The following is a 23,746-nucleotide window of genomic DNA, read 5'->3' as shown; positions in this document are numbered from 1 at the left end:
AGCCTTCTATAAGGGCTAATTAGCTTACATATAATTGTCAGACCTCTATTGATTACCGACATAAAGGGCGCCTTAGGCTTGTCCTCTCATTATGCGGAAATCTCGTTTAGGCGTTTCGCTAGACGGGATTTTTCGCGGTTGGCTGCGTTTTTATGGATGATGCCTTTATTAGCGGCTTTATCAATCTTTTTGGTTGCAACCAAGAGTGCTTCTTTTGCACCCTCAACGTCGTTCTTATCAGCTTTCGTGTTGAAATCCTTGATGGATGTACGTAGGTCTGATTTGAATGCGATGTTTTGCGCACGACGCTTTTCGTTTGTGTTAACACGTTTTACAGCGGATTTAATATTTGGCATACTTCTCACCTCCTTGATGCAACCGTTTCTTATAAGAGTAATTTAATGTTTACTTCTTAGGCAACACAGTGGATTTTACCAAAATGCGCACCTCTTTGCAACAAAAGAATGAAAACAGAAGAAGTCGTTCAAGCTAACGGTAAAGATTTTGTGTTGCTGGATAGGAGGATGTCCGATGAATGAAGGTAAAAAAGAATTCACTGAAGAAACGTATCATTTGCGCACGGATTTAGCGCTCGAAGCAACAGAGATGGTTACTGAAGAAGAGGAAGAACAAGCGAAGCAAACGAAAGAATTAGATGGTGTCATCATAAAAGAGCATGAAAGTAATGGTGTAGATGTTACGCGTGTTGAAATTGATGAGCGCGGGTCAGAACGTTTGGGGAAGAAAGCAGGACTGTATTTGACATTACACGTACAAGGGATTAGAAAAAAAGATACGGAGTTACAAGAACATGTACAGGCTGTGTTTGCAAAAGAAATGAATGAATTTTTAAAAGAGATGAATATTTCACCAAACGCTCGTTGCCTCGTCGTTGGACTTGGGAACTGGAATGTTACACCAGATGCGCTAGGTCCAATTGCAACCGAAAATATGCTTATTACGAACCACCTTTTTGATGTGGCACCAGAACAAGTAGACGATGGTTTTCGTGCTGTCAGTGCGATTTCACCTGGTGTCATGGGGCTGACGGGTATTGAAACGAGCGAGATTATCGAAGGGGTGATTGACAAAGCGAAGCCTGACTTTGTGATCGCTATTGATGCGCTCGCGTCTCGTTCTATAGAAAGAGTGAATACGACTATTCAAATCTCGAATACAGGCATTCATCCTGGCTCTGGTGTCGGAAATGACCGTAAAGAGTTGTCATATGAAACGTTAGGTATTCCTGTTATTGCTGTAGGTATTCCAACAGTTGTGGATGCTGTATCAATCACAAGTGATACGGTTGATTTTGTGCTTAAACATATTGGTAAACGTATGCAAGAAGGTGATTCACCGAAGAGGAATTTAACACCAGCCGGAATGACTTTTGGAGAGAAAGAAGAACTGACAGAGGAACACATGCCAAGTAACGAAGAAAAGCAACGAATTTTAGGAATGGTTGGTGGTCTTGATGAACAAGAGAAGCGCCAGCTTATTAAAGAAGTTCTTGCTCCACTTGGGCACGATTTAATGGTTACGCCGAAAGAAGTAGACGAATTTATTGAAGATATGGCCAATGTATTGGCACAAGGGTTGAACCGTGCTTTACACGGTGAAATCGATGGCGGTAATGTAGGTTCTTACACACATTAAATGATTTAAAATTTAGCTTGTCCTAAAAATATGTTCTAGCCTTCTTACGAGAGACATAGTCTTAAGTGTAAACAAGTAATCGTAAGAAGGTGAGAACATGCGGCGTAATTACCCGGTTCATAAACGAAATATAAACATCAAGACGGCGGTACGTAAATGGGTGGTAAATATTATTTCCGGCGTCTTTTTATTATTTTTTGTAGCAAGTTTTTTTACAGCCTTTGGACCAAATTACAGCGTTTCTTCTTCGTCGGTTCATGAATGGAGCGATTCATTGTTCGATAAAGAAGATTTTGTGTATCTTTTAGGCGTGGAAAACCCGTACTTTACGCAAAACTTACCTGAAGACAGTGAACCATTTGATGTGTCTTCAGTAATGTTCGAATTAGCGACAAGTATTAATCCCGATGATCCGCGGAGTTTGTTAGGTCGTGAGCTACCGGGTTTTGCCCTGTTTGATGGACGGATTCACACTGCTGGTAAAGGAATGGATTTTACGAGCATGTCGATTGAATCTGCACCACCAATGGAAGTGTTGATGCAAGATCGTGAAGTAGCAACAAATGACTTAGAAGAAACAGATGGAGAAGAGGGAGAGCGTGAAGAGTCAGTTGAAGACATAAGTAACAAAGATCCTGTCGTCCATATTGTTCATTCCCATAATCGTGAATCATTTTTCCCTGAATTGAAAGATGCGGACGTTGCTTTTCACGATGAAGTGAATATCACGCTCGTTGGAGAACGATTGGGTCAGCGGCTTCACGAAAAGGGGATTCCAACAGAGGTAGATAAAAGTGATATTAATGCAAAGTTAAATGATCGAGGATGGAATTATAGTGAGTCATATGATATGTCTCGTGAAATTGTCACAGACGCGATCGATACAAACGATGAATTAGCGTTTTTCTTTGATGTCCATCGAGATGCTCAGCCACGAGAGACAACAACTGTTGATATTAATGGTGAACCATATGCCCGAACGCTCTTTGTCATTGGTGAAAATCATGAATCTTATGCAGAGAACCTACAGTTTGCTAATGAATTGCACGAACAAATCGAAGAGAAGTACCCTGGTTTGAATCGTGGAGTTATCGGTAAAGGTGGTTCTGGAAGTAACGGACGTTACAACCAAGATTTGTCGGAAAACTCGGTTTTAATTGAAGTTGGTGGTGTCGATAATACATTAGAAGAAGCCTACCGTTCTGTAGACGCATTTGCGGAAGTGTTTAGTGAATACTATTGGGAGCAAAAAGAAGGATCGGGTGAATGAGAGGAGGAAGTGGCGTGAAGTCGTTTTTTATAAAAGTTTGCGTCATGACCACCATATTTTTCTTCGGAGCAATCTTCGGTATCGTGTTTATCAATATGCAACAAGGTGCGACACCGTCTCTACCTGTGGAGGTGGAAGAAACAGAAGAAGAAACATATACTAGTGGTGTCGTTGATTATGATGAGCCAAGAATACTGGAAGAAGAACTTATTGGACAAGAAGACAAATCCATTGAAAAACGCGAAAATGTTCGTTTGAAACAGAGGTATGACAAAGTTGACCATAATCAAAATGTCTTTTCTCAGCTTGGAATAAAGACAGCCGATATCGTTGAACAAGTATTCGGGTCATTGTTTACATTGCTAGATCGAAACCGTTCTTACACTGAAGAGCCTCCGTCTTCTTAGGATATAGCTCTTTCGTTAACTTTGTTATTTTCGATGAACTTGGAGAAGCAAAAAGTGACGACGTCAGGTTGGTTAAATGTGGAAATGCCCATTATGTCGTTCGCCTTAAGTGCCGACATTAATTCCATTATTTACTTGAAAAAGGCTGATTTTGAGCTTTTTACGGACATGAGTTCCGCTATTAGCAAAAAAACAGCCTTATTGCATGCAAAAGAGAGGATTAACGGAACAAATGTCCGTGCAGCTCTTAAAAATGGCATTTTTGACTGAAATAACGGACTGTATGTCCGCGACAAAGAAGACGCCATGAATGGGACAGTTGAAATAAGAATTGATGTCGTCTTATCCACCGTTTACCTGTAGCGAATTCCAGTGTGAAATCTTTAAAAAGCAGCAATCTTTTAAAAAACAGCTTAAGGTAAAAAATGATGGTCATTGAAGTTCACAAACCTTATTGCTATAATGAACGATAGTGTATTCTCCCAATAAAGTAGGAGTGGTAGTGAAATGAACAACAAGGAACGGTTGCAACGACAGGAAAAAATCAGGAATTTCTCGATTATTGCCCATATTGACCACGGTAAATCAACATTGGCTGATCGAATATTAGAGCATACGAGTGCATTGACCCAACGTGAAATGCAAGATCAAATGTTGGATGCGATGGATTTAGAAAGAGAGCGCGGTATTACAATTAAATTAAATGCCGTTCAATTAACATATACGGCAAAAGATGGTGAAGAATATATTTTCCACCTTATTGATACACCTGGGCACGTCGACTTTACATACGAAGTGTCGCGTTCATTGGCAGCATGTGAAGGAGCTCTTCTCATCGTGGATGCTGCGCAAGGTGTTGAAGCGCAGACGTTAGCAAACGTCTACCTCGCTCTCGATAATGATCTGGAAATTATCCCAGTGGTGAACAAAATTGATTTACCAAGTGCGGAGCCAGATCGTGTACTACAGGAAGTTGAAGACGTTATTGGTTTACCTAAAGAAACGGCGATCCCGGCATCTGCGAAAAATAACATCGGGATTGAAGATATTTTAGAGGCAGTGGTCGATCAAGTGCCACCCCCGCCTGGTGATCCACAAGCGCCACTTCAAGCAATGATCTTTGATTCTTTGTATGATCCGTACCGTGGCGTCATCGTTTATTTCCGAGTTGTAGAAGGGGGTATTCGTCCTGGCGATAAAATTCGTATGATGGCAACGGAAAAAGATTTTGAAGTGCAAGAACTAGGTGTGTTTACGCCAAACCCAGAAGCTCGCGATGAGTTAACAGTTGGAGATGTTGGTTTCTTAACAGCGTCGATAAAAAATGTTGGTGACAGCCGTGTCGGTGATACGATTACCCATGCGAATCGCCCTGCACCAGAAATGCTTCCTGGTTATAAACGAATGAATCCGATGGTGTTTTGTGGTTTATATCCAGTGGATACAAATAATTATACTGGTTTACGTGAAGCGCTTGAAAAATTAGAACTAAACGATTCTTCTTTGCAATATGAACCAGAAACATCACAAGCGCTAGGTTTTGGCTTCCGTTGTGGTTTTCTAGGTCTCTTGCATATGGAAATCATTCAAGAACGAATTGAACGAGAATTTAATATTGAATTAATTACGACAGCGCCTTCGGTAATCTATTCTGTTCATTTAAGCGAGGGCGAGACGATTTATATTGATAACCCAGCTTCAATGCCTGAACAACAGAAGATTTCTTCAGTCGAAGAGCCATTTGTACGCGCTGAAATCATGGTGCCAAATGATTTTGTTGGACCTGTTATGGAGCTTTGTCAGAAAAAACGCGGTGTTTATTCTGATATGCAATACTTGGATGATAAGCGTGTTACAATCGTTTATGAAATTCCATTAGCTGAAATTGTTTATGACTTTTTCGACACGTTGAAGTCAAGTACGAAGGGATATGCTTCGTTCGATTATGAAATGATCGGCTATCGCGAAAGCAGCCTCGTGAAAATGGACATCTTACTAAATGGTGATCGAATCGACGCCTTATCAGTCATTGTTCACCGAGATAGTGCATATTACCGTGGGAAAGCGATTGTTGAAAAGTTGAAAGAATTAATTCCAAGACAGCAATTCGAAGTTCCAGTTCAAGCAAGTATTGGTCAAAAAATTATTGCTCGTTCGACGATTAAAGCGATGCGGAAGAACGTCCTATCGAAATGTTACGGTGGTGACGTTTCTCGTAAACGTAAATTACTTGAGAAGCAAAAAGAAGGTAAACAACGCATGAAAAGTGTTGGTAATGTAGAAGTACCACAAGAAGCCTTCATGTCTGTATTGAGTATGGATGAGGACAACTAAAGGTATAAATAAAAGGGGAATTTAAAAGGGTCTGGCTTTTTTAGACCCATCGATATAGTGAGCTGGACACTACAAGGTGGAGGCGCTAGATTGATGGTTCATTAAAAGGGCCGGGCCTTTCTTTTCCTGTTAGATTGAGGGGTAATCATGATTCAAGCTGTTTACGTTCATGTACCATTTTGTGAACAAATATGTCATTACTGTGACTTTAATAAGTTTTATTACCAATACCAACCTGTAGATGAGTATTTACAATGTTGCGACCAAGAGATGAAGCGTGTTACATCGCTGTACCCGCCAGAGGAGATTCGTTCCATTTATGTTGGAGGTGGAACGCCGACGGCGTTGAAATCTACAGAATTGGATAAACTCCTTAGTAGCATTGCTCATCATTTTCCGAAACGTGCAAGTGATATCGAATATACCGTTGAAATTAATCCTGGAAATGTCGGCGTGGAAGAACTTAAGCAATTGAAACAGCGTGGTGTTAATCGCCTAAGTATTGGTGCGCAAACATTCAACGAACAATTGTTGAAAAAAATTGGACGAGACCATGCTCCAGGTGATGTGGAACGTACAATAAAAGCTGCGCGTAAGGTTGGGTTTAACAACATCTCGATCGACTTGATGTATGCTTTACCAGGGCAAACGCTAGAAGGTTTTCGTGATACTTTAGCCGAAGCTTTTCGTTTAGATGTAGATCATGTAAGTAGTTATGCCTTGAAAATCGAAGCAAAGACGGTGTTTTATCAACGGTGGAAACAAGGTGTTCTCCCGTTACCATCTGAGGAAACAGAAGCAGAGATGTTTCAAGTACTCATTGAAGAGATGGAGAAAAATGGATATAGCCAATATGAAATCAGCAACTTCGCAAAGCGAGGTTATGAAAGTGTGCATAACTTGACGTATTGGAACAACGAGGGTTATTACGGAGTGGGTGCAGGTGCCCATAGTTATATGGGAGGTGTGCGCCGGGAGAACCTCGGCCCCTTACCTAAATACATGACGTCGATTAAAGAAGGGGAACTACCTATTCGTGAAGAGCATCATGTAAGTAAGCGAGAAATGATGGAAGAAGAAATGTTTATGGGTCTTAGAAAGAAAGCAGGGGTTTCAAAATCAATGTTTCGTGAAAAATATGATATTGAATTACGTAAAGTATTTGCGGACGCTTTGGATTATTTAACGGAAAAAGGTTTCATAAAAGAAACGGACGAAGCCGTTTCTTTAACAGAAGAAGGTATCTATTTCGGTAACGATGTGTTTGAACAATTTTTATTAGGTGAAGAGTAGTTCATTTACAGTTGAACTTCGTTGACAAAGTCAATGGTGATTTGGTAACGTATAGAATAGATTTAGCACTCGAAACACACGAGTGCTAACAGGGGTGATACTATGTTATCAGAGCGACAATTGCTCATCTTAGAAGCGATCATTGATGATTATATTCGCTTCGCGGAGCCAGTAGGCTCTCGTAGTGTTTCCAAGCGTCGTGATGTCAAATTCAGCCCTGCTACCATTCGAAACGACATGGCAGATCTGGAAGAACTTGGATTTCTAGAAAAGCCGCATAGTTCCGCTGGTCGCATCCCATCACAAAAAGCGTACCGTTATTATGTTGATCACCTCCTTGCACCAAAGGATGTGGGTTTGAGTCGACATGAGATTGCTGACATCGATCAGTTGTTTACAAAAAAATTTAACGAGCTTGAGAAGGTTATTCAGCATTCCGCGAATATACTATCTGATTTGACACGTTACACGTCGATTGTCTTAGGGCCGGCTGTGTTTTCTTCGTCATTACAACAAATTCAACTTGTACCGATTTCGCCAGACACAGCGGTTGCGATCATTGTTACTGATACAGGGCATGTTGAGAAACAAACGGTGTCAATCCCAGAAGTCATTCAAACAACGGAATTAGAGAAGTTTGTGAAAATTTTAAATGACCGACTTAGGCATGTTCCGCTTATTCAGCTCCAAGAGAAAATTAACACAGAAGTTCGCTACGTTTTACGGGAATATCTCGATCATTATGAAGAAATGATTGGGATGCTAAATGAAACCATTAACCCAGAGCTCCATGAACAAATCTATTACTCTGGTAAGACAAATATTTTGGCGCAACCCGAGTTTCGAGACGTTGATCGAATTCGAGAAATGATGAACATGTTTGAAGAGGAATCGTTGATATATCGACTCTTTCGTTCGCAAAATCATGGTATGACCATTCGTATTGGTGAAGAGAACGATTTGGAGCCCTTTGATCAATGTACGATTATTACTGCATCGTATTCGATCGATGGTAAACATATGGGAACTGTAGGGATTCTCGGGCCGACGCGAATGGAGTATCGTCGTGTGATCGGGATTTTAGATTATATTTCCAAAGATTTGTCGAAACTGTTGACGAATCTATATCAAAGAAAAAACGAGTGGTGATATTGACAAATAACGCCATTCGTTTTATTCTCCAGTATTGGACTGATCGAACGTCTTTTGGTTCATACCGAAAAAGGCGGTTTCGTTATGGTTTAGAAGAAATTTGAATATAGAAGGGATCGACTAGGTCCTAGGTTTGAGGAGGTGAACGTCGTGACAGAACAATCAAAACAGCAGGAAATGCAAACATCGCAACAGGAAGAAGCGTCCGTATCAGAAGAGCAAGAAATCCAAGAGGATGATAAAGCAAGCGAACAAGAGGCTAAATCTGAGCAAGAGCTAAAAATTGAGGATTTGGAACATCAAGTGTCCGATCTCAATGAGCGTCTCCTGCGAGTTCAAGCTGATTACGATAATTTCCGACGACGTACGAAACAAGCGAAAGAGCAAGAAGCGAAGTATCGCTCGCAAACGTTCCTTGAAAAACTTTTACCGGTCGTTGACAATTTCGATCGAGCGATTCAAACAACACCAGAAACTGAAGAAGCAAAAAACCTTCTTGAAGGACTGGATATTGTTTATCGACAACTGCACGAAGCGCTGAATGGTGAAGGTGTAAAGCAAATTGAAACAGTCGGACAACCGTTTGACCCACATGTTCATCAAGCCGTCATGCAGGTAGAATCAGATGAATATGATAGCAATGTTGTCGTTGAAGAGCTGCAAACAGGTTATCAACTTCACGATCGCGTGATTCGTCCGGCAATGGTGAAAGTAAACACATAAGTAGCATAAAAACATCGCACATAAATGGAAGTAGAATAGGAGGATTAATCATGAGCAAAGTTATCGGTATTGATTTAGGTACGACAAACTCTTGTGTTGCTGTTATGGAAGGTGGCGAAGCAACTGTAATTCCAAACGCTGAAGGAAGCCGCACAACACCTTCTGTTGTTTCTTTTAAAGATGGTGAACGCCAAGTTGGTGAAGTTGCGAAGCGCCAAATGATTACAAATCAAAATACGGTCGTTTCCGTTAAACGTCATATGGGAACAGATTACAAAGTGGAAATGGAAGGGAATGAGTACACTCCACAAGAAATTTCCGCGATTATCCTACAAAAATTAAAATCCGACGCTGAAGCTTATCTAGGTGAAACTGTTGAGAAAGCAGTTATTACAGTTCCAGCTTACTTTAATGACTCCCAACGTCAAGCGACAAAGGATGCAGGTCGTATTGCAGGTCTTGAAGTTGAACGTATCGTTAACGAGCCAACAGCTGCATCACTTGCATACGGCTTAGACGAAGAAAACGATCAAACGATTCTCGTTTATGACCTAGGTGGCGGAACATTTGACGTTTCGATCCTTGAACTAGGCGACGGGTTCTTTGAAGTTCGTGCAACATCTGGTGATAATGAACTTGGTGGTGACGACTTTGACCAAGCAGTTATCGATCATCTTGTAGCTGAATTTAAGAAAGAAAATGGCATTGATTTGTCACAAGACAACATGGCTTTACAACGCCTTAAAGATGCTGCTGAAAAAGCGAAGAAAGATTTGTCAGGTGTATCACAAACGCAAATTTCCCTTCCGTTTATCACAGCGGACCAAGCAGGACCTAAGCATTTAGAAACAACGCTTACTCGTGCGAAATTTGAAGAGTTAACAGCAGATCTTGTTGAAAAAACGATGAAACCAACGCGCCAAGCATTAAAAGATGCAGGTCTACAACCAAATGAAATTGATAAAGTTGTTCTTGTTGGTGGTTCGACTCGTATCCCTGCGGTACAAGAAGGAATTAAGAAAATTACAGGAAAAGACCCTCACAAAGGTGTGAACCCAGACGAAGTTGTTGCACTTGGTGCTGCTGTTCAAGCAGGTGTCTTAACTGGTGACGTTAAAGATGTTGTCTTACTTGACGTAACACCACTTTCACTTGGTATTGAAACAATGGGTGGCGTAACAACGAAGTTGATTGAGCGTAATACGACGATCCCAACGTCCAAGTCACAGGTGTTCTCTACTGCAGCAGATAACCAGCCTTCTGTTGACATTCACGTCCTACAAGGTGAGCGTGAGATGGCTGCTGACAACAAGACGCTTGGCCGTTTCCAATTGACGGATATTCCACCAGCACCACGTGGTGTACCGCAAATCGAAGTGACATTTGATATCGATGCGAACGGTATTGTTAATGTTCGTGCGAAAGACCTAGGCACAAACAAAGAACAATCGATCACGATCACATCTTCTTCTGGCCTTTCTGAAGAAGACATCGAGCAAATGGTAAAAGATGCAGAAGAAAATGCAGAAGCAGATAAGCAGCGTCGTGAAGAAATTGACCTTCGCAATGAAGCAGATCAGTTAGTCTTTACAACGGAGAAGACAATCAATGATCTTGGCGAAAGTGTCGAGGAAGCAGAAAAGCAAAAAGCTGAAGAAGCGAAAGATAAAGTGAAGACAGCACTTGAAGGTGAAGATATCGAAGCAATCCGCACAGCGAAAGACGAACTTCAAGAAGTTGTTCAAGAGCTTTCTACAAAGCTTTATCAACAAGCTGCTGAACAAGCGCAAGCACAACAAGGCGCTGAAGGCGATGCTGGAGCAGGGCAAGATGACGTTGTAGATGCTGACTACGAAGAAGTAAATGACGATGAAAATAAAAAATAAGTGACGATTCAATTGCGTTAATTCAAGTGAATCGAAACGCTTAAGAGGCTGACAGACAAGTGGGGCCAAAACTAATGGTAAAAGAAAAACTTTCTTACTATCGCCATTAGGACCCCTGTGAGTCAGCCTCTTTTTCACGAAAACAGGTTGATTTTGTTAGCGAATGCTAGCTTGAAAAAATGTTTCATCATTTCATCGGCAAGTAGTTAAGTGTGTGGTGCTAGGCGGACATAGACTCCGTTATTTCCTTAAAAAAGCGGTTTTTTACCTTGAACGGACATGTGTTCCGTTAATTGTGAAAAAAGATCGCTAATTTGGCTTTCAACGAGGTAATAACGGAACATATGTCTGTTAGCTTATGAAAAATCAAGTTTTTGAGATGATTAACGGAATGAGTGTCCGCTTGTCGCGATATTCAAGCACCTTTCGCTTTTCTACTGTCTAGCTACAGGTGCTATCGGCTCGAGATTGCTTCGGTCCGACAATTGAAGCAAAAAGCTCTTCTACTTGTCGGACCTGCAGCACTTGTCGCCGATATTCAAGCACCTTTCGCTTTTCTACTTGCAGGATGAAATATTTAAGTGTTATGATATTCCTTATGTTAATAGGAGTCGGGAGTGGATAGGATGAGTAAACGAGACTATTATGAAGTACTCGGTGTCGGTGAAGGTGCTTCGGAATCAGAGATTAAAAAGGCGTACCGTAAGCTTGCTCGGCAGTATCATCCGGATGTCAACGACTCACCGGATGCAGAAGATAAATTTAAAGAAGTGCAAGAAGCTTATGAAACGTTGAGTGATTCACAAAAAAGAGCGCACTATGACCGTTTTGGTCACGCCGATCCAAACCAAGGTTTTGGTGGTGGCGGAGCCGGAGCTGGAGACTTCGGTGGATTTAGTGATATCTTTGACATGTTCTTTGGCGGCGGAGGTCGTAGAGACCCTAATGCGCCACGCCAAGGTGCAGATATGCAATATACGATGGGCCTTGAATTTGAGGAAGCGATCTTTGGAAAAGAAACAGATATCGAGATCCCACGTGAAGAAGATTGTGACACATGTGATGGCTCAGGTGCTAAACCAGGAACAAGTCCTGATACGTGCTCGCATTGCGGAGGTAGTGGACAATTAAACATTGAGCAAAATACACCTTTCGGTCGTGTTGTTAACCGTCGTGTGTGTCAACATTGTCATGGGACTGGACAGTTTATTCAAGACAAGTGCCGTACGTGTGGTGGTGCTGGAAAAGTTCGCCGTCGTAAAACGATCCATGTTTCGATTCCAGCAGGGATCGATAATGGCCAACAAATTCGCGTATCTGGACAAGGTGAACCCGGAGTTAACGGTGGACCACCAGGAGATCTATTTGTTGTCATTAATGTGAAGCCGCACGAATTTTTCGAACGTCACGGTGATGACATCTTCTGTGAAATGCCGATTACGTTTGCGCAAGCCACATTAGGGGATGACATAGAAGTTCCGACACTCGAAGGAAAAGTAAGGTTGAAAGTGCCAGCAGGAACACAAACGGGGACGAACTTCCGTCTGCGAGGAAAAGGTGCACCAAACGTCCGCGGTGCTGGCAAAGGTGATCAACACGTACAACTTCGTGTGATTACACCGAAGAAATTAACAGACAGGCAAAAAGAACTGTTACGAGAATTCTCAGAAATCGAAGGCAATGAAGTGCCGGATGAGCAAAATAAAAACTTTTTTGAAAAGGTAAAGCGAGCCTTTAAAAGTTTCGGTGAGTAAAGGTTGAATTTAAAGAGGGAGTTGGTAGACGATGAAATGGTCAGAAATTAGTATCCATACGAGTCAAGAGGCGGTGGAGCCTGTTAGCAATATTTTGCATGAGTCTGGGGCAAGTGGTGTTGTTATCGAAGACCCTGATGACTTGTTAAAAGTAAGGGATACGAAATTTGGTGAGATCTACCAACTTTCCTCGGAACATTATCCAAACGAAGGTGTCATTGTTAAGGCATACTTACCGATAAACAGTTTTTTAGGGGAAACGGTTGAAGCAATTAAAGAAGCAATTAATAATTTAATTGTCTTAGACATCGATATTGGACCGAATGATGTTTCATTGAGTGAAGTAAATGAAGAAGAATGGTCGACAGCTTGGAAAAAGTACTATAAACCCGTAAAAGTTTCAGAGAAGGTTACAATCACACCGACTTGGGAAGACTATGAAAAAGTACGAGATGATGAATGTGTGATTGAACTGGACCCTGGAATGGCCTTTGGAACAGGAACACATCCAACGACGGTTCTTTCTTTACAAGCCATTGAAAAAAGAATAAAAGAAGGCGAACGTATCGTTGATGTTGGAACAGGATCAGGTGTGTTGAGTATTGCTGCTGCGAAACTTGGTGCCAAAGACGTCGAGGCATTAGACCTTGATGAAGTGGCGGTAAAATCAGCAAGGCTTAATGCAAAATTGAATAAAGTTCAAGATGTCGTGTCTGTGGAGCAGAAGAATTTACTTGAGCATTTTGTTGGTGAATGTGATACTGTTGTTGCCAACATCCTTGCTGAAATCATTGTTCGCATGACTGATGATGCATATCGCATTTTAAAACCAGGTGGAACGATTATTACATCAGGGATTATCCAAGCAAAAAAAGAACAAGTGCTCGAATCTCTAGAGTCAAGTGGCTTTGTTATAGATGAAATTGTAGAAATGGAAGAATGGCTTGCAATTATAGCGAAAAAACCACATAATTAGGTGATCAATTTGCAACGATATTTTCTTGCTAACGAAGCGTTTAACGAGTCTTCGGTAAAAATAACTGGAGATGATGCAAAGCATATTGGCCGTGTCATGAGAATGGAGTCTGGTGACACGGTCATTTGCTGTACGTACGAAGGTGATTGTTACGAAGTGTCGCTTACGTCTGTGGAACAAGACGCGATCGATGCTAAAGTGATACGGAAACTTCTAGATGACCCAGAATTACCTGTGCATGTGACAGTCGCTCAAGGCTTACCTAAAGGTGATAAATTGGAGACGATTGTCCAAAAAGGTACGGAGTTAGGGGCAGCATCTTTTATACCAGTGACCATGGATCGTTCGATCGTGAAATGGCAAAAAGCAAAACAAGATAAAAAACGTCAACGTCTTGAAAAAATCGCAAAAGAAGCATCCGAACAGTCGCATAGGCGCATTGTTCCACACATCAAAGATCTTGCGACAACGAAAGAACTATCGCAAGCATTTTCAAATTATGATCACGTTTTCGTCGCATATGAGGAAACCGCGAAAAAAGGTGAACAGCATTTGTTATCTGCTGCGCTTACAAGTGTGAATAAACAGGACAAGATTCTCCTCGTGATTGGGCCTGAAGGTGGCTTTTCTCCCGAGGAAATAGAACAAATGGTCGAATCTGGTGCAACATGTTGCGCCTTTGGTCCACGAATTTTACGTACGGAAACCGCATCGATGTATGGGTTATCCGTCATTTCTTATCAATTAGAAATTTTGGGGTGATACAGTGCCTACCGTTGCATTCCATACTTTAGGGTGTAAAGTTAACCATTATGAAACTGAAGCAATTTGGCAATTGTTTAAAGAAGAAGGCTATGAACAAGTTGACTTCCAACAAGGTTCAGATGTATATGTTATAAATACGTGTACAGTGACAAATACAGGTGATAAAAAAAGTCGCCAAGTGATACGCCGTGCGATTCGAAAAAACCCTGATGCTGTCGTTTGTGTGACAGGTTGCTATGCACAAACGTCTCCTGCCGAAGTGATGGCGATTCCAGGGGTCGATATCGTTGTCGGTACGCAAGATCGTCATAAGTTAATTCCGTATATCCGTGAGTATCAAAAAGAACGAGAACCCATCAATGGTGTTAGCAATATTATGAAGACCCGCGTGTATGAAGAGATGGATGTTCCTTCATTTACAGATCGAACACGTGCATCATTGAAAATTCAGGAAGGTTGCAATAACTTTTGTACGTTTTGCATTATTCCGTGGGCGCGTGGTTTGCTACGGTCCCGTGACCCTGAATCCGTCGTAACACAGGCAAAACAACTTGTAGAAGCAGGTTACAAAGAAATTGTTTTGACAGGTATTCATACTGGTGGTTACGGGGAAGACATGAAAGATTATCAATTTGCCGATTTACTTCGTGAGCTAGAAAATGTCGACGGATTAAAGCGTATCCGTATTTCTTCTATTGAAGCAAGTCAAATTACAGATGAAGTGATCGATGTCATCGACCATTCTAATAAAATCGTTCGCCACCTACATGTACCTTTACAAGCAGGGTCTGATTCTGTATTAAAACGGATGCGTAGAAAATATACGACCGCTGAATATAAAGAACGGGTTTTACGTCTGAAAAAAGTTCTACCAGGTTTAGCGATGACGACTGATGTGATCGTGGGCTTCCCAGGTGAGTCAGATGAAGAATTTAAAGAAACATTCGCGTTCATCTCTGAAATTGGTTTCTCCGAATTGCACGTTTTCCCGTATTCAAAACGTACAGGTACACCTGCAGCAAGAATGGAAGATCAAGTCGATGATGAGACAAAGAATCAACGCGTGCATCAGCTGATTTCCCTCTCAGAGCAGCTAGCAAAATCATATGCATCTCGTTTTGATGGTGAAATTGTTGAAATGATACCTGAAGAGCGTGACAAAGAAAGAGGAGACGAAGGATATTTTGTAGGTTATTCTGATAACTACTTAAAAATCCGTGTCCAAGTAGAAGAAAGTGCTGTTGGGCAAGTTGTCCCAGTGCGTATTGATAGAGCAGGTTATCCGATAAACGAAGCGACACCTGTTGCAAATCTAGAATATGAAAATGTTGAAGTTGTGAGATCTTAAGCATTTGAATCAATTTCATCATGCCGTTTTATGAGCAATAAAATGAATAATATCTATTCATTTTTATTTCATATACGGATCATAAAAGGTGGCTGAAACGAAAGACGGCGACTCCCAGAGGATAGAGCGCAGTCTGAAGATCCACTTATGCGAGGCCAAGCCTCGCATAAGTTAGCTGAAGACAAGCCCTCGGGAAAGCGTCCGTCTGAAGTGGAGGCCCATTCATTATTCGTTCGGATTTCAATATCTTATTTTGAATGTTGACATTCATTTCTGAAATCAATAAAAGCTGACAAGATCTATTTTCCCACCATCAAAGTTCATTTGTGGTGTTTGTCTTGTCAGCTTTTTTGTTATTTCTTCTTTCCTTTGTATAGCCAGTGAATACCTCTTATGAACGGATTAACAAATGGTAATAAAACGAGTGAAGTGATCGCATTATATACGAGGCTTGCATGAGCCAGTTGTTGACTTGGCGATGAACTCGTTTGTGCTATCCAATCGGAAAAAACCTCGATGAATGGGAAAAATAGTACTGCTCCGAAAATATTGACCCAAATGTGCGCATATGCAACTCGTTTCATGTCAATCGTACCACCAATTGTTGCTAACCACACAGTGATGCACGTCCCAATATTTGCACCAAGCATGATCGCAACTCCTGTCTGTAATGTGAAAAGGTGTTCGTTTACAAAGGACATTGCGACAGCTGTCGTTGCTGTACTGGACTGAATCACAGCTGTGACGAGTGCACCAACACTAATTCCTAGTAAATGGCTTTCTTTTGTCATCGCAAGCGCATCATAAATGGTATGTAGCGATGACAGAGGTGCTGCTAATGACTCAAATCCTTTCATTGCAATGAAAATGCTCGCTAGTCCAAAGCAAACGCAGCCAAGGCAAAAAAACGCTCGTCGTTGAAAAAAAAGTAGTGGTACGCCTATAAGAAGTAATGGGATAATGAAAAATGTGAAATCAACAGCTAAGATCTCTAATGTAACACTCGTCCCAATATTAGCACCGAGAATAACACCGACAGCTCCAGAAAAAGGGATCATTTTTGCGGCTACAAGACCAACGGATATGATGATCACAGCTGAACTACTTTGTAACAAGCTGGTGACGATTGTACCCACTAAAAGCCCTTTCCACGGTTTGTCAACGAGTTGTTCGAGCCATTTGCTCGCATGATGTTCTTGCATGTTGACTAGGCCTTGGCGCATAACGAACATCCCAAATAAAAAGATGGACAAGAAAATCACAAACTGAGAAAATAATTCATTCATTAGCATTCACCTCATAGCATGTCTATGGACAAGTCGTTTCGTTCATGACAACTTTTTTTAGGGATGTTAAGAACTCCAATCAGAAACTGAAACGGTTTTAAAATTGAGGAGTTTTTTGTCTTTTTCTTCCAAGTTGAATAGGATTTCTAATAAAAGTTGACCCAAGTCTCTCATTCGTATATAATTAGCCATGACATATAACCTAAAGATGTAAATATGTCTTGATTGGTTGCTTGGAGGGAGGGATACAAAGATGGCTGAAACACGAGTACGCAAAAACGAATCCATCGATGCTGCTCTTCGCCGCTTCAAGAAAACAGTTTCTAAAGACGGTACGATGGCAGAAGTGAAAAAGCGTAAACATTATGAAAAACCGAGCGTAAAGCGTAAGAAGAAATCAGAAGCAGCTCGTAAACGTAAGTTCTAAGAGAGGGTGTTTTCATTGAGTCTTCTCGAACGCCTCAACGAGGATATGAAGGAAGCGATGAAGAACAAAGAAAAATCTCGTCTTTCTGTCATTCGACAGGTGAAATCGTCTCTGCAAAATGAAGCGATTCACCTTGGTCATGAATTGACTGAAGAAGAAGTGCTCACAGTTCTAAATCGAGAAATGAAACAGCGGAAGGAATCCCTCCAAGAATATGAAAACGCCAATCGTGACGATTTGGTTAAAAACGTACGAGCAGAGATGACTGTTCTCGAACAATATATGCCAAAGCCGTTAACAGAAGACGAACTCTTGACGATTGTTCAACAAACAATTGAAGAAACAGGTGTTTCGTCGAAGGCGGGTATGGGTGACGTTATGGCAGCGATCATGCCTAAAGTCAAAGGACGTGCGGATGGATCGCTAGTCAAACGACTCGTACAACAAGAATTATCTAAGCTTTGAGGCTGACTCGATTAGGGTCGTCATCATCAATTCGATGATATACGGGATAAAGGTTTTTAGAGCCAATTCCTGTATATCATCTGAGTTGAAAGGCGACCCATTTCTTAATGAGTCAGCTTTTTTTCGTATCAACCATAGTCTCATTTTTGAGATTGTGGTATTTTTAATATGATAAAAATAAGCTGTCTGACGTGCATGTTTGAATTTCCGCGACGTTAAATAATAAAAGATATAGGTTTTCTGTAATGGAAGGGGGGGATCATTTGCAAAAAGGAAATATTCGCACCGTGTTTTATTCTTTTCTTATCGCTTTATCGTTTGTATTATCCGTTTTTCAACCGTCAGCATATAGCAATAGCGAGGGTCAAGAAGTATTTTATATACCAGTTGAACAAGAGGTTGAACGTGGTCTCGGTGCATTTTTAGAACGGGGAATAGAGACAGCGGTTGAATCAGGGGCAGACCACATAGTTTTAGAAATTAACACACCTGGTGGCTTAGTTGATGCAGCAGGAGAAATTGCAAGCTTGGTTCGGAATAGTCCTCTACCTATAACAGCATACGTCGTTCATGAAGCGATGTCAGCAGGTGCTTATATTGCTTTAAATGCCGACGACATTGTGATGAAGCCAGGCACACAAATGGGTTCAGCGCAAGTGATCGATGGTTCAGGCACAGCAGCAGAGGACAAAATGCATTCATCGTGGCTTGCAACAATGGAAAACTCAGCGGAATTAAATGATCGCGATCCCATTTATGCTCGTGCAATGGCTGATTCAACGGTAGATCTACCAAAGTACCGTGCAGGTGAAGGGAACTTATTAACTTTAAAAGCAGGTGAAGCATTCGAAGTAGGGTATGCTGAGGCAATAGCTGAAGATCGAAAGGAGCTTCTCGAGTACCTAGGTTTAGAAGGGGCAGAAGAGCGCGAAATGGAAGTAACATTTGCAGAACAGCTCGCCCGTTTTGTTACAAACCCAGTTGTTATCCCGATTCTACTATCTATTGGAAGTATAGGCCTTGTACTAGAATTATATTCTCCTGGTTTTGGCGTTCCTGGCATTATGGGTGCATCTTCACTTATACTTTATTTTGCAGGTCATTTAATTGCCGGTTTTGCTGGTTGGGAAACGTTCATCTTGTTTGCTCTCGGAATCGTTCTATTAGGGATTGAAATACTCGTTCCAGGTTTTGGTATTTTTGGTTTACTGGGGGCGGGGTCGCTGATTGGAAGTATGGTTTTAGCCTCTTTCTCAACAGTGAACATTATCATTTCGATCATGATTGCTGCTGTTCTTACGATCATCGTTTCGATCTTATTCTTCAAGTATGTCGGTTACCGTGGTCCATTAAAACATGTCGTATTAACAGATTCAACGAAAAGTGAACTTGGTTATGTTTCAAGTGAGACGAGAAGTGAGCTCGTAGGGCAAGTGGGAACTGTTTTGACACCTTTACGTCCGGCAGGTGCAGCGTTATTTGGAGAAGAACGCCTTGACGTTGTTTCTGAGGGAGGATATATTGAACAAGGGAAGAAAGTAAAAGTTGTGAGTACATCTGGGTCACGAATTGTTGTTCGTGAAGTAAAAGATGAGCAGAACGATTAACTTTTATCTTAAATTATGATGATCAAGGAGGAGCGTATATGGATTTAGACATCACTCTACTTATTGTACTGGCATTAATCATTATCGCTTTTGCCGTACTATTTACGTTTGTACCAGTCATGCTATGGATTTCGGCATGGGCAGCGGGTGTGCGTTTAGGCATTTTCCAACTCGTTGGAATGCGCTTACGTCGTGTTATTCCAGCACGCGTTGTAAACCCGCTTATTAAAGCGGTCAAGGCCGGTTTAGATTTGAGCACAAACAAGTTGGAAGGTCACTACTTAGCTGGGGGTAACGTTGATCGTGTTGTAAATGCACTTATTGCCGCTCAGCGTGCAAATATCGATTTAAGCTTCGAACGTTGTGCAGCGATCGACTTAGCAGGTCGTGATGTTTTAGAAGCAGTGCAGATGAGTGTTAACCCGAAAGTTATCGAAACACCGTTTATTGCGGGTGTTGCAATGGATGGTATTGAAGTAAAGGCTAAAGCGCGTATTACTGTTCGTGCGAATATCGATCGCCTCGTCGGTGGTGCCGGAGAAGATACGGTTATCGCTCGTGTCGGTGAAGGAATTGTTTCCACAATCGGTTCTGCAGGAGATCATAAAGAGGTTCTTGAAAACCCGGATATGATTTCACAAACAGTCTTAACAAAAGGATTGGATGCAGGTACCGCGTTTGAGATCTTGTCGATTGACATTGCAGATATCGACATCGGTAAAAACATCGGTGCAGAACTACAAACAGACCAAGCAGAAGCCGATAAGAAGATCGCACAAGCGAAAGCAGAAGAACGTCGTGCGATGGCTGTTGCTCAGGAACAAGAAATGAAAGCGCGCGTCGAAGAAATGCGTGCGAAAGTGGTTGAAGCGGAAGCGGAAGTACCACTTGCCATGTCAGAAGCATTACGTTCTGGAAATATCGGTGTGATGGATTATATGAACTATAAAAACATTATGGCTGACACAGATATGAGAGATTCCATCGGAAAAGCGACAGGCGATGGTGAAGAGGAAGATGATTCGTCTGGTAACTATTAATGTGAAGTTATGATATTCGTATAGGAGCGAGGTGATCGAGGTGGAACAACTGATCAACCTGCTTTTTGAATCCCCGCTCCTGCTCTTTTTCATCGTTGCAGCTTTATTAAGTTTCTTTCAGTCTGGTGGTAAATCGGATGATCGACAAGGTCCCGGTGAACGTCGTTCGCCACAACCGAATGATCAAGGGGAAAAAGAAATCGATTGGCGTGAAATTTTTAGACAAGAAGAGGCGCCGCCCACAACGAGAAAGCCTTCGGCTGAACGATCGCAGCCCAAATCTCCATCAATGGGCGATCAAGAAAAGCCAGACTTGAGCAACATTGAAACGGTTAATCAAGAGCTACAAGATCGATACGAAGAAATTCGACGTAAGAAGGAGCAGGCAGCGAAACAAGCAGAAAAAATCGGTGATTCGCCGATTATAGCCCCGGACCGTCCAAAAAAGAAAAGGTCAAATGTAGATATCGATTTCCATTCGATTTCCAAGAACGAAGTGGTAAAAGGTGTTGTTTGGTCAGAAATATTGGAGCGTCCAAAAGGGCAAAGAAATGGAAGTCAAGCTGGTTATATGCGTCGTCGATAAATGTTTGAAATAAGTTAAGAACAGATGTGCAAGTTATGAAATGAAGCTGTGCCATGAGGGTAGCCCCCTTTTTGGCACAGCTTTTTGTTTGTCTTAAGCAAATATAATGGGGAACCCTACATGGTTTTGATAATGATAACAATGTGGGTTAAAAGAAATTTCTTTCATTTATGATAAGGGTGATAGTTTGCCAGGTATGATCATAAATATAAAAGAGGAGAAGGGGGATCATCATGAAGAGGTTTCGAAAATGGATCGAACAATGGATGGGGGAGCAATTCGATTTACCATCGGATATCATGATGGACTTGCCAAGGGTGACAATGATTGGAAATTTGCATATTTACATAGAAAATCACCGAGGCCTTGTCCGTTTTACAAACGAGGAAGTCATTTTACGTTTTAAAGGTGGATGGTTATACGTGCGAGGAAGTGACTTTGTTATTAAAATGATTTTACCCGAAGAAATCTTGATTGAAGGAACGATTCACGACGTTGTGTATGACATAAATGATTGAGTAGGATCTCGATAAGAAAGGAAGGTAACAAAAGCGATGAGACAAAGGTGGATGAACGAGGTCATCGGGTATGTTCGTATTGAGATTAAAGGTGAAGTTCCGGAACAATTCATCAATGAATGCCAAAATCGAGGAATCGTATTGTGGGATCTCGAGAACGATAAAAATGGGACAATTTCAGCGGATATCCTCACGACAAACGTGAAAGATGTTCGTTGGGTTGCCAAAAAAACAGGGTGTAAATTTCGCTTTTTAGAAAGACATGGTGGTCCATTTTTTGTACGTCGAGTGATGAAACGTTACGGATTTGTGGCAGGAATCGGATTATTTTTTGCTGTACTCTGGTTCCTTTCTAACCTTGTCTGGAATGTTGAAATTGAAGGGGCGACACCTGAACTTGAACATGAGTTGCGACTAACAATTGAAGAACTAGGGGTACGCCCTGGGGTGTTGCAATCACGCCTTCCTTCGCCTGAAGAGTTACAGTCGATTGTGTCTGCAGAAGTGAGTGAAGCGACGTGGATTGGTGTGAACGTACGGGGGACGACCTATCAGTTTCAAGTTGTACAAAAGGAACTGGCTGAGCCTCATGAAGATGCGGCCCCGAGACATTTGGTGGCAAATCGAGATGCTGTTGTACACGATATTTTTGTTGAGCATGGGGAAGCTCAAGTAAAAGAAGATGACTATGTCGAAAAAGGGGACGTGCTTATTTCTGGGCTTATTGGAAATGAGGAGAACCAACAGCAAGTAGCGGCAACAGGTTCTGTTGAGGGTGAAATATGGTATGAAACGAAGGTGACCGTACCATTGGAACGCACATATGAGGTTATAGAAGATGAACCGCAAGTCCACCACCGATTGTTATTAGGATCATTGCGTGTACCGTTATGGGGGATTAGAGAACCTGAAGCTGAAAATATTAAACAAGAAGTAGATCAGTCAAATTGGAAGCTGTTCGGCTATGATCTTCCTTTTGGATATGAGCAAAAACGAATGTATGAAACAGAAAACTATACGCAATCGTATGAGGAAAAAGAAGCGGTTGAAGTGGCAAAGGAATTTGCAAAAGAGGAAATTTTTGATCATGTTGATGTTGATGCAGAAATAAAAGATGAAAAAGTTTTGCACCATGAGGTAGAGAATGGTAAAGTTAAAGTGAATATCCATTATGAAATGATCGAAGAGATTGTTGAGGAACAACCGATTGTGCAAGGAGACTGAGGAATTTGACAGAAAACAATACAAACCCAAATACGATTTCCTTAGAAGTACAAGATGCAAATGAGGTCCAAGCTCTGTTTGGACCGAACGATCGTCATTTAAATCGTTTAGAAGAAAAGTTAAATACAACGATCTATACACGAGGGGAACAAGTATCTGTAAAAGGTTCAGAAGAGACAGTTTCTTTAGTTCGTGAGGTTCTTTATTCCCTTTTAGAGCTGATCCGAAAAGGTGTCCCAATCCAAGAGCGTGATGTCGTTTATGCTGGGCAGCTCGCTCAACGTGGAATGTTAGAGCAACTACAAGACCTTTACGATGAAAAAATTACCACAACTGTAAAAGGGAAGCCGATCGTTGCAAAAACGTTAGGGCAACGGCACTATGTCTCATCAATTCGGAAGCGAGATTTAGTATTTGGTGTTGGCCCTGCAGGGACGGGGAAGACATATTTAGCAGTTGTCATGGCAGTACATGCCTTAAAAGAAGGTCATGTGAAGCGAATTGTATTAACAAGACCTGCTGTTGAAGCAGGGGAGAACTTAGGGTTTTTGCCAGGAGATTTAAAAGAAAAGGTCGATCCTTATTTACGCCCGCTTTATGATGGATTGCACAATGTATTAGGTACTGAGCATACGATGCGATTAGTGGAACGCGGAACGATTGAAATTGCACCACTAGCTTATATGCGTGGGCGAACATTAGATGATTGTTTCGTCATTTTAGATGAAGCGCAAAATACAACCAATGAACAAATGAAAATGTTTTTAACTAGGCTTGGCTTTGGGTCAAAAATGGTTGTTACAGGAGACTTAACACAAGTGGATTTGCCAAAGGGAAAAGTCTCAGGATTACGAGAGGCTACAAATGTGTTAGCGAATGTGAAAGGGATCGACATCATTCAACTTCAAGCAGAGGATGTTGTGCGCCATACGCTAGTACAACGTGTAATTGAAGCGTATGATCAAGAGGAGGGGGAAAATTAACCCTCCTTACGATTTGATAAAAGTGCGGACACGATTCGCATAAGGG

23 protein-coding genes are annotated in these 23,746 nt (G+C 41.6%); 21 read left to right on the top strand and 2 right to left on the bottom strand.

All coding sequences use genetic code 11. The features are described 5' to 3' along the window. Positions 1-89: 89 nt before the first annotated feature. Complete coding sequence (rpsT, locus tag HNQ41_RS10540; protein WP_184664392.1) at positions 90-356, bottom strand: 30S ribosomal protein S20; 267 nt, start codon at positions 354-356, stop codon at positions 90-92. A gap of 175 nt (positions 357-531) precedes the next feature. Between rpsT and gpr the strand changes: the two genes are divergently transcribed. The 13 genes from gpr (at position 532) to mtaB (ending at position 15,564) form a co-directional block, all read left to right on the top strand. Beyond that, complete coding sequence (gene gpr / locus HNQ41_RS10535) at positions 532-1,656, top strand: GPR endopeptidase (protein WP_184664391.1); 1,125 nt, start codon at positions 532-534, stop codon at positions 1,654-1,656. Positions 1,657-1,753: 97 nt separating this feature from the next. After that, a complete protein-coding gene (gene spoIIP, locus HNQ41_RS10530) occupies positions 1,754-2,926 on the top strand; it encodes a stage II sporulation protein P (RefSeq protein WP_184664390.1) in 1,173 nt (390 codons plus the stop codon). Between the two features lie 14 nt (positions 2,927-2,940). Next, a complete protein-coding gene (locus HNQ41_RS10525) occupies positions 2,941-3,333 on the top strand; it encodes a hypothetical protein (protein WP_184664389.1) in 393 nt (130 codons plus the stop codon). 54 nt (positions 3,334-3,387) lie between these two features. Next, a complete protein-coding gene (locus HNQ41_RS10520; protein ID WP_184664388.1) occupies positions 3,388-3,603 on the top strand; it encodes a hypothetical protein in 216 nt (71 codons plus the stop codon). Between the two features lie 237 nt (positions 3,604-3,840). Next, positions 3,841-5,667 carry a translation elongation factor 4 gene (gene lepA, locus HNQ41_RS10515; protein WP_184664387.1) on the top strand — a complete coding sequence of 609 codons (1,827 nt, stop codon included), beginning with the start codon at positions 3,841-3,843 and terminating at the stop codon, positions 5,665-5,667. Between the two features lie 147 nt (positions 5,668-5,814). Then, positions 5,815-6,960 carry a radical SAM family heme chaperone HemW gene (gene hemW / locus HNQ41_RS10510; protein WP_184664386.1) on the top strand — a complete coding sequence of 382 codons (1,146 nt, stop codon included), beginning with the start codon at positions 5,815-5,817 and terminating at the stop codon, positions 6,958-6,960. Positions 6,961-7,062: 102 nt separating this feature from the next. Beyond that, positions 7,063-8,109: a heat-inducible transcriptional repressor HrcA gene (gene hrcA / locus HNQ41_RS10505; RefSeq protein WP_184664385.1), complete on the top strand. Its 1,047-nt coding sequence runs from the start codon at positions 7,063-7,065 to the stop codon at positions 8,107-8,109. 153 nt (positions 8,110-8,262) lie between these two features. Continuing rightward, entirely contained in the window at positions 8,263-8,835 is a 573-nt protein-coding gene (grpE, locus tag HNQ41_RS10500) for a nucleotide exchange factor GrpE (protein ID WP_184664384.1), read from the top strand. Positions 8,836-8,885: 50 nt separating this feature from the next. Next, a complete protein-coding gene (gene dnaK, locus HNQ41_RS10495) occupies positions 8,886-10,721 on the top strand; it encodes a molecular chaperone DnaK (RefSeq protein ID WP_184664383.1) in 1,836 nt (611 codons plus the stop codon). A 626-nt stretch (positions 10,722-11,347) separates the two neighbouring features. Continuing rightward, positions 11,348-12,475, top strand: a complete 1,128-nt coding sequence (gene dnaJ / locus HNQ41_RS10490) for a molecular chaperone DnaJ (RefSeq protein ID WP_184664382.1) — start codon at positions 11,348-11,350, stop codon at positions 12,473-12,475. A gap of 31 nt (positions 12,476-12,506) precedes the next feature. Beyond that, positions 12,507-13,451 (top strand): 50S ribosomal protein L11 methyltransferase, encoded by a 945-nt coding sequence (gene prmA, locus HNQ41_RS10485; RefSeq protein ID WP_184664381.1) that lies wholly within the window; start codon positions 12,507-12,509, stop codon positions 13,449-13,451. 9 nt (positions 13,452-13,460) lie between these two features. Beyond that, positions 13,461-14,213, top strand: coding sequence for a 16S rRNA (uracil(1498)-N(3))-methyltransferase (locus HNQ41_RS10480; protein WP_184664380.1), 753 nt, complete (start codon positions 13,461-13,463; stop codon positions 14,211-14,213). A 4-nt stretch (positions 14,214-14,217) separates the two neighbouring features. Then, entirely contained in the window at positions 14,218-15,564 is a 1,347-nt protein-coding gene (mtaB, locus tag HNQ41_RS10475; protein ID WP_184664379.1) for a tRNA (N(6)-L-threonylcarbamoyladenosine(37)-C(2))-methylthiotransferase MtaB, read from the top strand. Positions 15,565-15,917: 353 nt separating this feature from the next. Here mtaB and HNQ41_RS10470 read toward each other — a convergent pair whose 3' ends face one another. Further along, entirely contained in the window at positions 15,918-16,850 is a 933-nt protein-coding gene (locus tag HNQ41_RS10470) for a Na/Pi symporter (RefSeq protein ID WP_184664378.1), read from the bottom strand. Positions 16,851-17,103: 253 nt separating this feature from the next. Here HNQ41_RS10470 and rpsU point away from each other — a divergent pair, with 253 nt between their 5' ends. The 8 genes from rpsU to HNQ41_RS10430 all read left to right on the top strand — a co-directional run bounded on the left by rpsU (position 17,104) and on the right by HNQ41_RS10430 (position 23,700). Next, complete coding sequence (gene rpsU / locus HNQ41_RS10465; protein WP_184664377.1) at positions 17,104-17,277, top strand: 30S ribosomal protein S21; 174 nt, start codon at positions 17,104-17,106, stop codon at positions 17,275-17,277. 15 nt (positions 17,278-17,292) lie between these two features. Continuing rightward, a complete protein-coding gene (locus HNQ41_RS10460; RefSeq protein WP_184664376.1) occupies positions 17,293-17,742 on the top strand; it encodes a GatB/YqeY domain-containing protein in 450 nt (149 codons plus the stop codon). Positions 17,743-17,987: 245 nt separating this feature from the next. Next, positions 17,988-19,349, top strand: a complete 1,362-nt coding sequence (locus HNQ41_RS10455; RefSeq protein ID WP_184664375.1) for an NfeD family protein — start codon at positions 17,988-17,990, stop codon at positions 19,347-19,349. Between the two features lie 38 nt (positions 19,350-19,387). Next, a complete protein-coding gene (gene floA / locus HNQ41_RS10450; protein ID WP_184664374.1) occupies positions 19,388-20,389 on the top strand; it encodes a flotillin-like protein FloA in 1,002 nt (333 codons plus the stop codon). Positions 20,390-20,429: 40 nt separating this feature from the next. Beyond that, positions 20,430-20,975 carry a hypothetical protein gene (locus HNQ41_RS10445; RefSeq protein ID WP_184664373.1) on the top strand — a complete coding sequence of 182 codons (546 nt, stop codon included), beginning with the start codon at positions 20,430-20,432 and terminating at the stop codon, positions 20,973-20,975. Between the two features lie 230 nt (positions 20,976-21,205). Further along, positions 21,206-21,493, top strand: a complete 288-nt coding sequence (yqfC, locus tag HNQ41_RS10440) for a sporulation protein YqfC (RefSeq protein WP_184664484.1) — start codon at positions 21,206-21,208, stop codon at positions 21,491-21,493. Positions 21,494-21,529: 36 nt separating this feature from the next. Continuing rightward, the gene (gene yqfD / locus HNQ41_RS10435; protein ID WP_184664372.1) at positions 21,530-22,717 is read left to right on the top strand and encodes a sporulation protein YqfD; all 1,188 of its coding nucleotides are present in this window, start codon (positions 21,530-21,532) and stop codon (positions 22,715-22,717) included. Between the two features lie 5 nt (positions 22,718-22,722). Further along, positions 22,723-23,700, top strand: coding sequence for a PhoH family protein (locus HNQ41_RS10430; RefSeq protein ID WP_184664371.1), 978 nt, complete (start codon positions 22,723-22,725; stop codon positions 23,698-23,700). Positions 23,701-23,746: the final 46 nt, after the last annotated feature.

It is taken from the genome of Texcoconibacillus texcoconensis, assembly GCF_014202575.1.
In the GTDB taxonomy this organism is placed as follows: Bacteria; Bacillota; Bacilli; order Bacillales; family Salisediminibacteriaceae; genus Texcoconibacillus; species Texcoconibacillus texcoconensis.
The sequence above is the reverse complement of the archived record's forward strand: the minus strand, read 5'-3'. Positions and strand labels throughout refer to the sequence as shown.

What these genes read in the sequence shown, in the direction of transcription:
- rpsT (WP_184664392.1), bottom strand. Translation starts at nt 356, where the DNA reads ATGCCAAATATTAAATCCGCTGTAAAACGTGTTAACACAAACGAAAAG.
- gpr (WP_184664391.1), top strand. Translation starts at nt 532, where the DNA reads ATGAATGAAGGTAAAAAAGAATTCACTGAAGAAACGTATCATTTGCGC.
- spoIIP (WP_184664390.1), top strand. Translation starts at nt 1,754, where the DNA reads ATGCGGCGTAATTACCCGGTTCATAAACGAAATATAAACATCAAGACG.
- lepA (WP_184664387.1), top strand. Translation starts at nt 3,841, where the DNA reads ATGAACAACAAGGAACGGTTGCAACGACAGGAAAAAATCAGGAATTTC.
- hemW (WP_184664386.1), top strand. Translation starts at nt 5,815, where the DNA reads ATGATTCAAGCTGTTTACGTTCATGTACCATTTTGTGAACAAATATGT.
- hrcA (WP_184664385.1), top strand. Translation starts at nt 7,063, where the DNA reads ATGTTATCAGAGCGACAATTGCTCATCTTAGAAGCGATCATTGATGAT.
- dnaK (WP_184664383.1), top strand. Translation starts at nt 8,886, where the DNA reads ATGAGCAAAGTTATCGGTATTGATTTAGGTACGACAAACTCTTGTGTT.
- dnaJ (WP_184664382.1), top strand. Translation starts at nt 11,348, where the DNA reads ATGAGTAAACGAGACTATTATGAAGTACTCGGTGTCGGTGAAGGTGCT.
- prmA (WP_184664381.1), top strand. Translation starts at nt 12,507, where the DNA reads ATGAAATGGTCAGAAATTAGTATCCATACGAGTCAAGAGGCGGTGGAG.
- HNQ41_RS10470 (WP_184664378.1), bottom strand. Translation starts at nt 16,850, where the DNA reads ATGAATGAATTATTTTCTCAGTTTGTGATTTTCTTGTCCATCTTTTTA.
- rpsU (WP_184664377.1), top strand. Translation starts at nt 17,104, where the DNA reads ATGGCTGAAACACGAGTACGCAAAAACGAATCCATCGATGCTGCTCTT.
- HNQ41_RS10455 (WP_184664375.1), top strand. Translation starts at nt 17,988, where the DNA reads ATGGAAGGGGGGGATCATTTGCAAAAAGGAAATATTCGCACCGTGTTT.
- floA (WP_184664374.1), top strand. Translation starts at nt 19,388, where the DNA reads ATGGATTTAGACATCACTCTACTTATTGTACTGGCATTAATCATTATC.
- yqfD (WP_184664372.1), top strand. Translation starts at nt 21,530, where the DNA reads ATGAGACAAAGGTGGATGAACGAGGTCATCGGGTATGTTCGTATTGAG.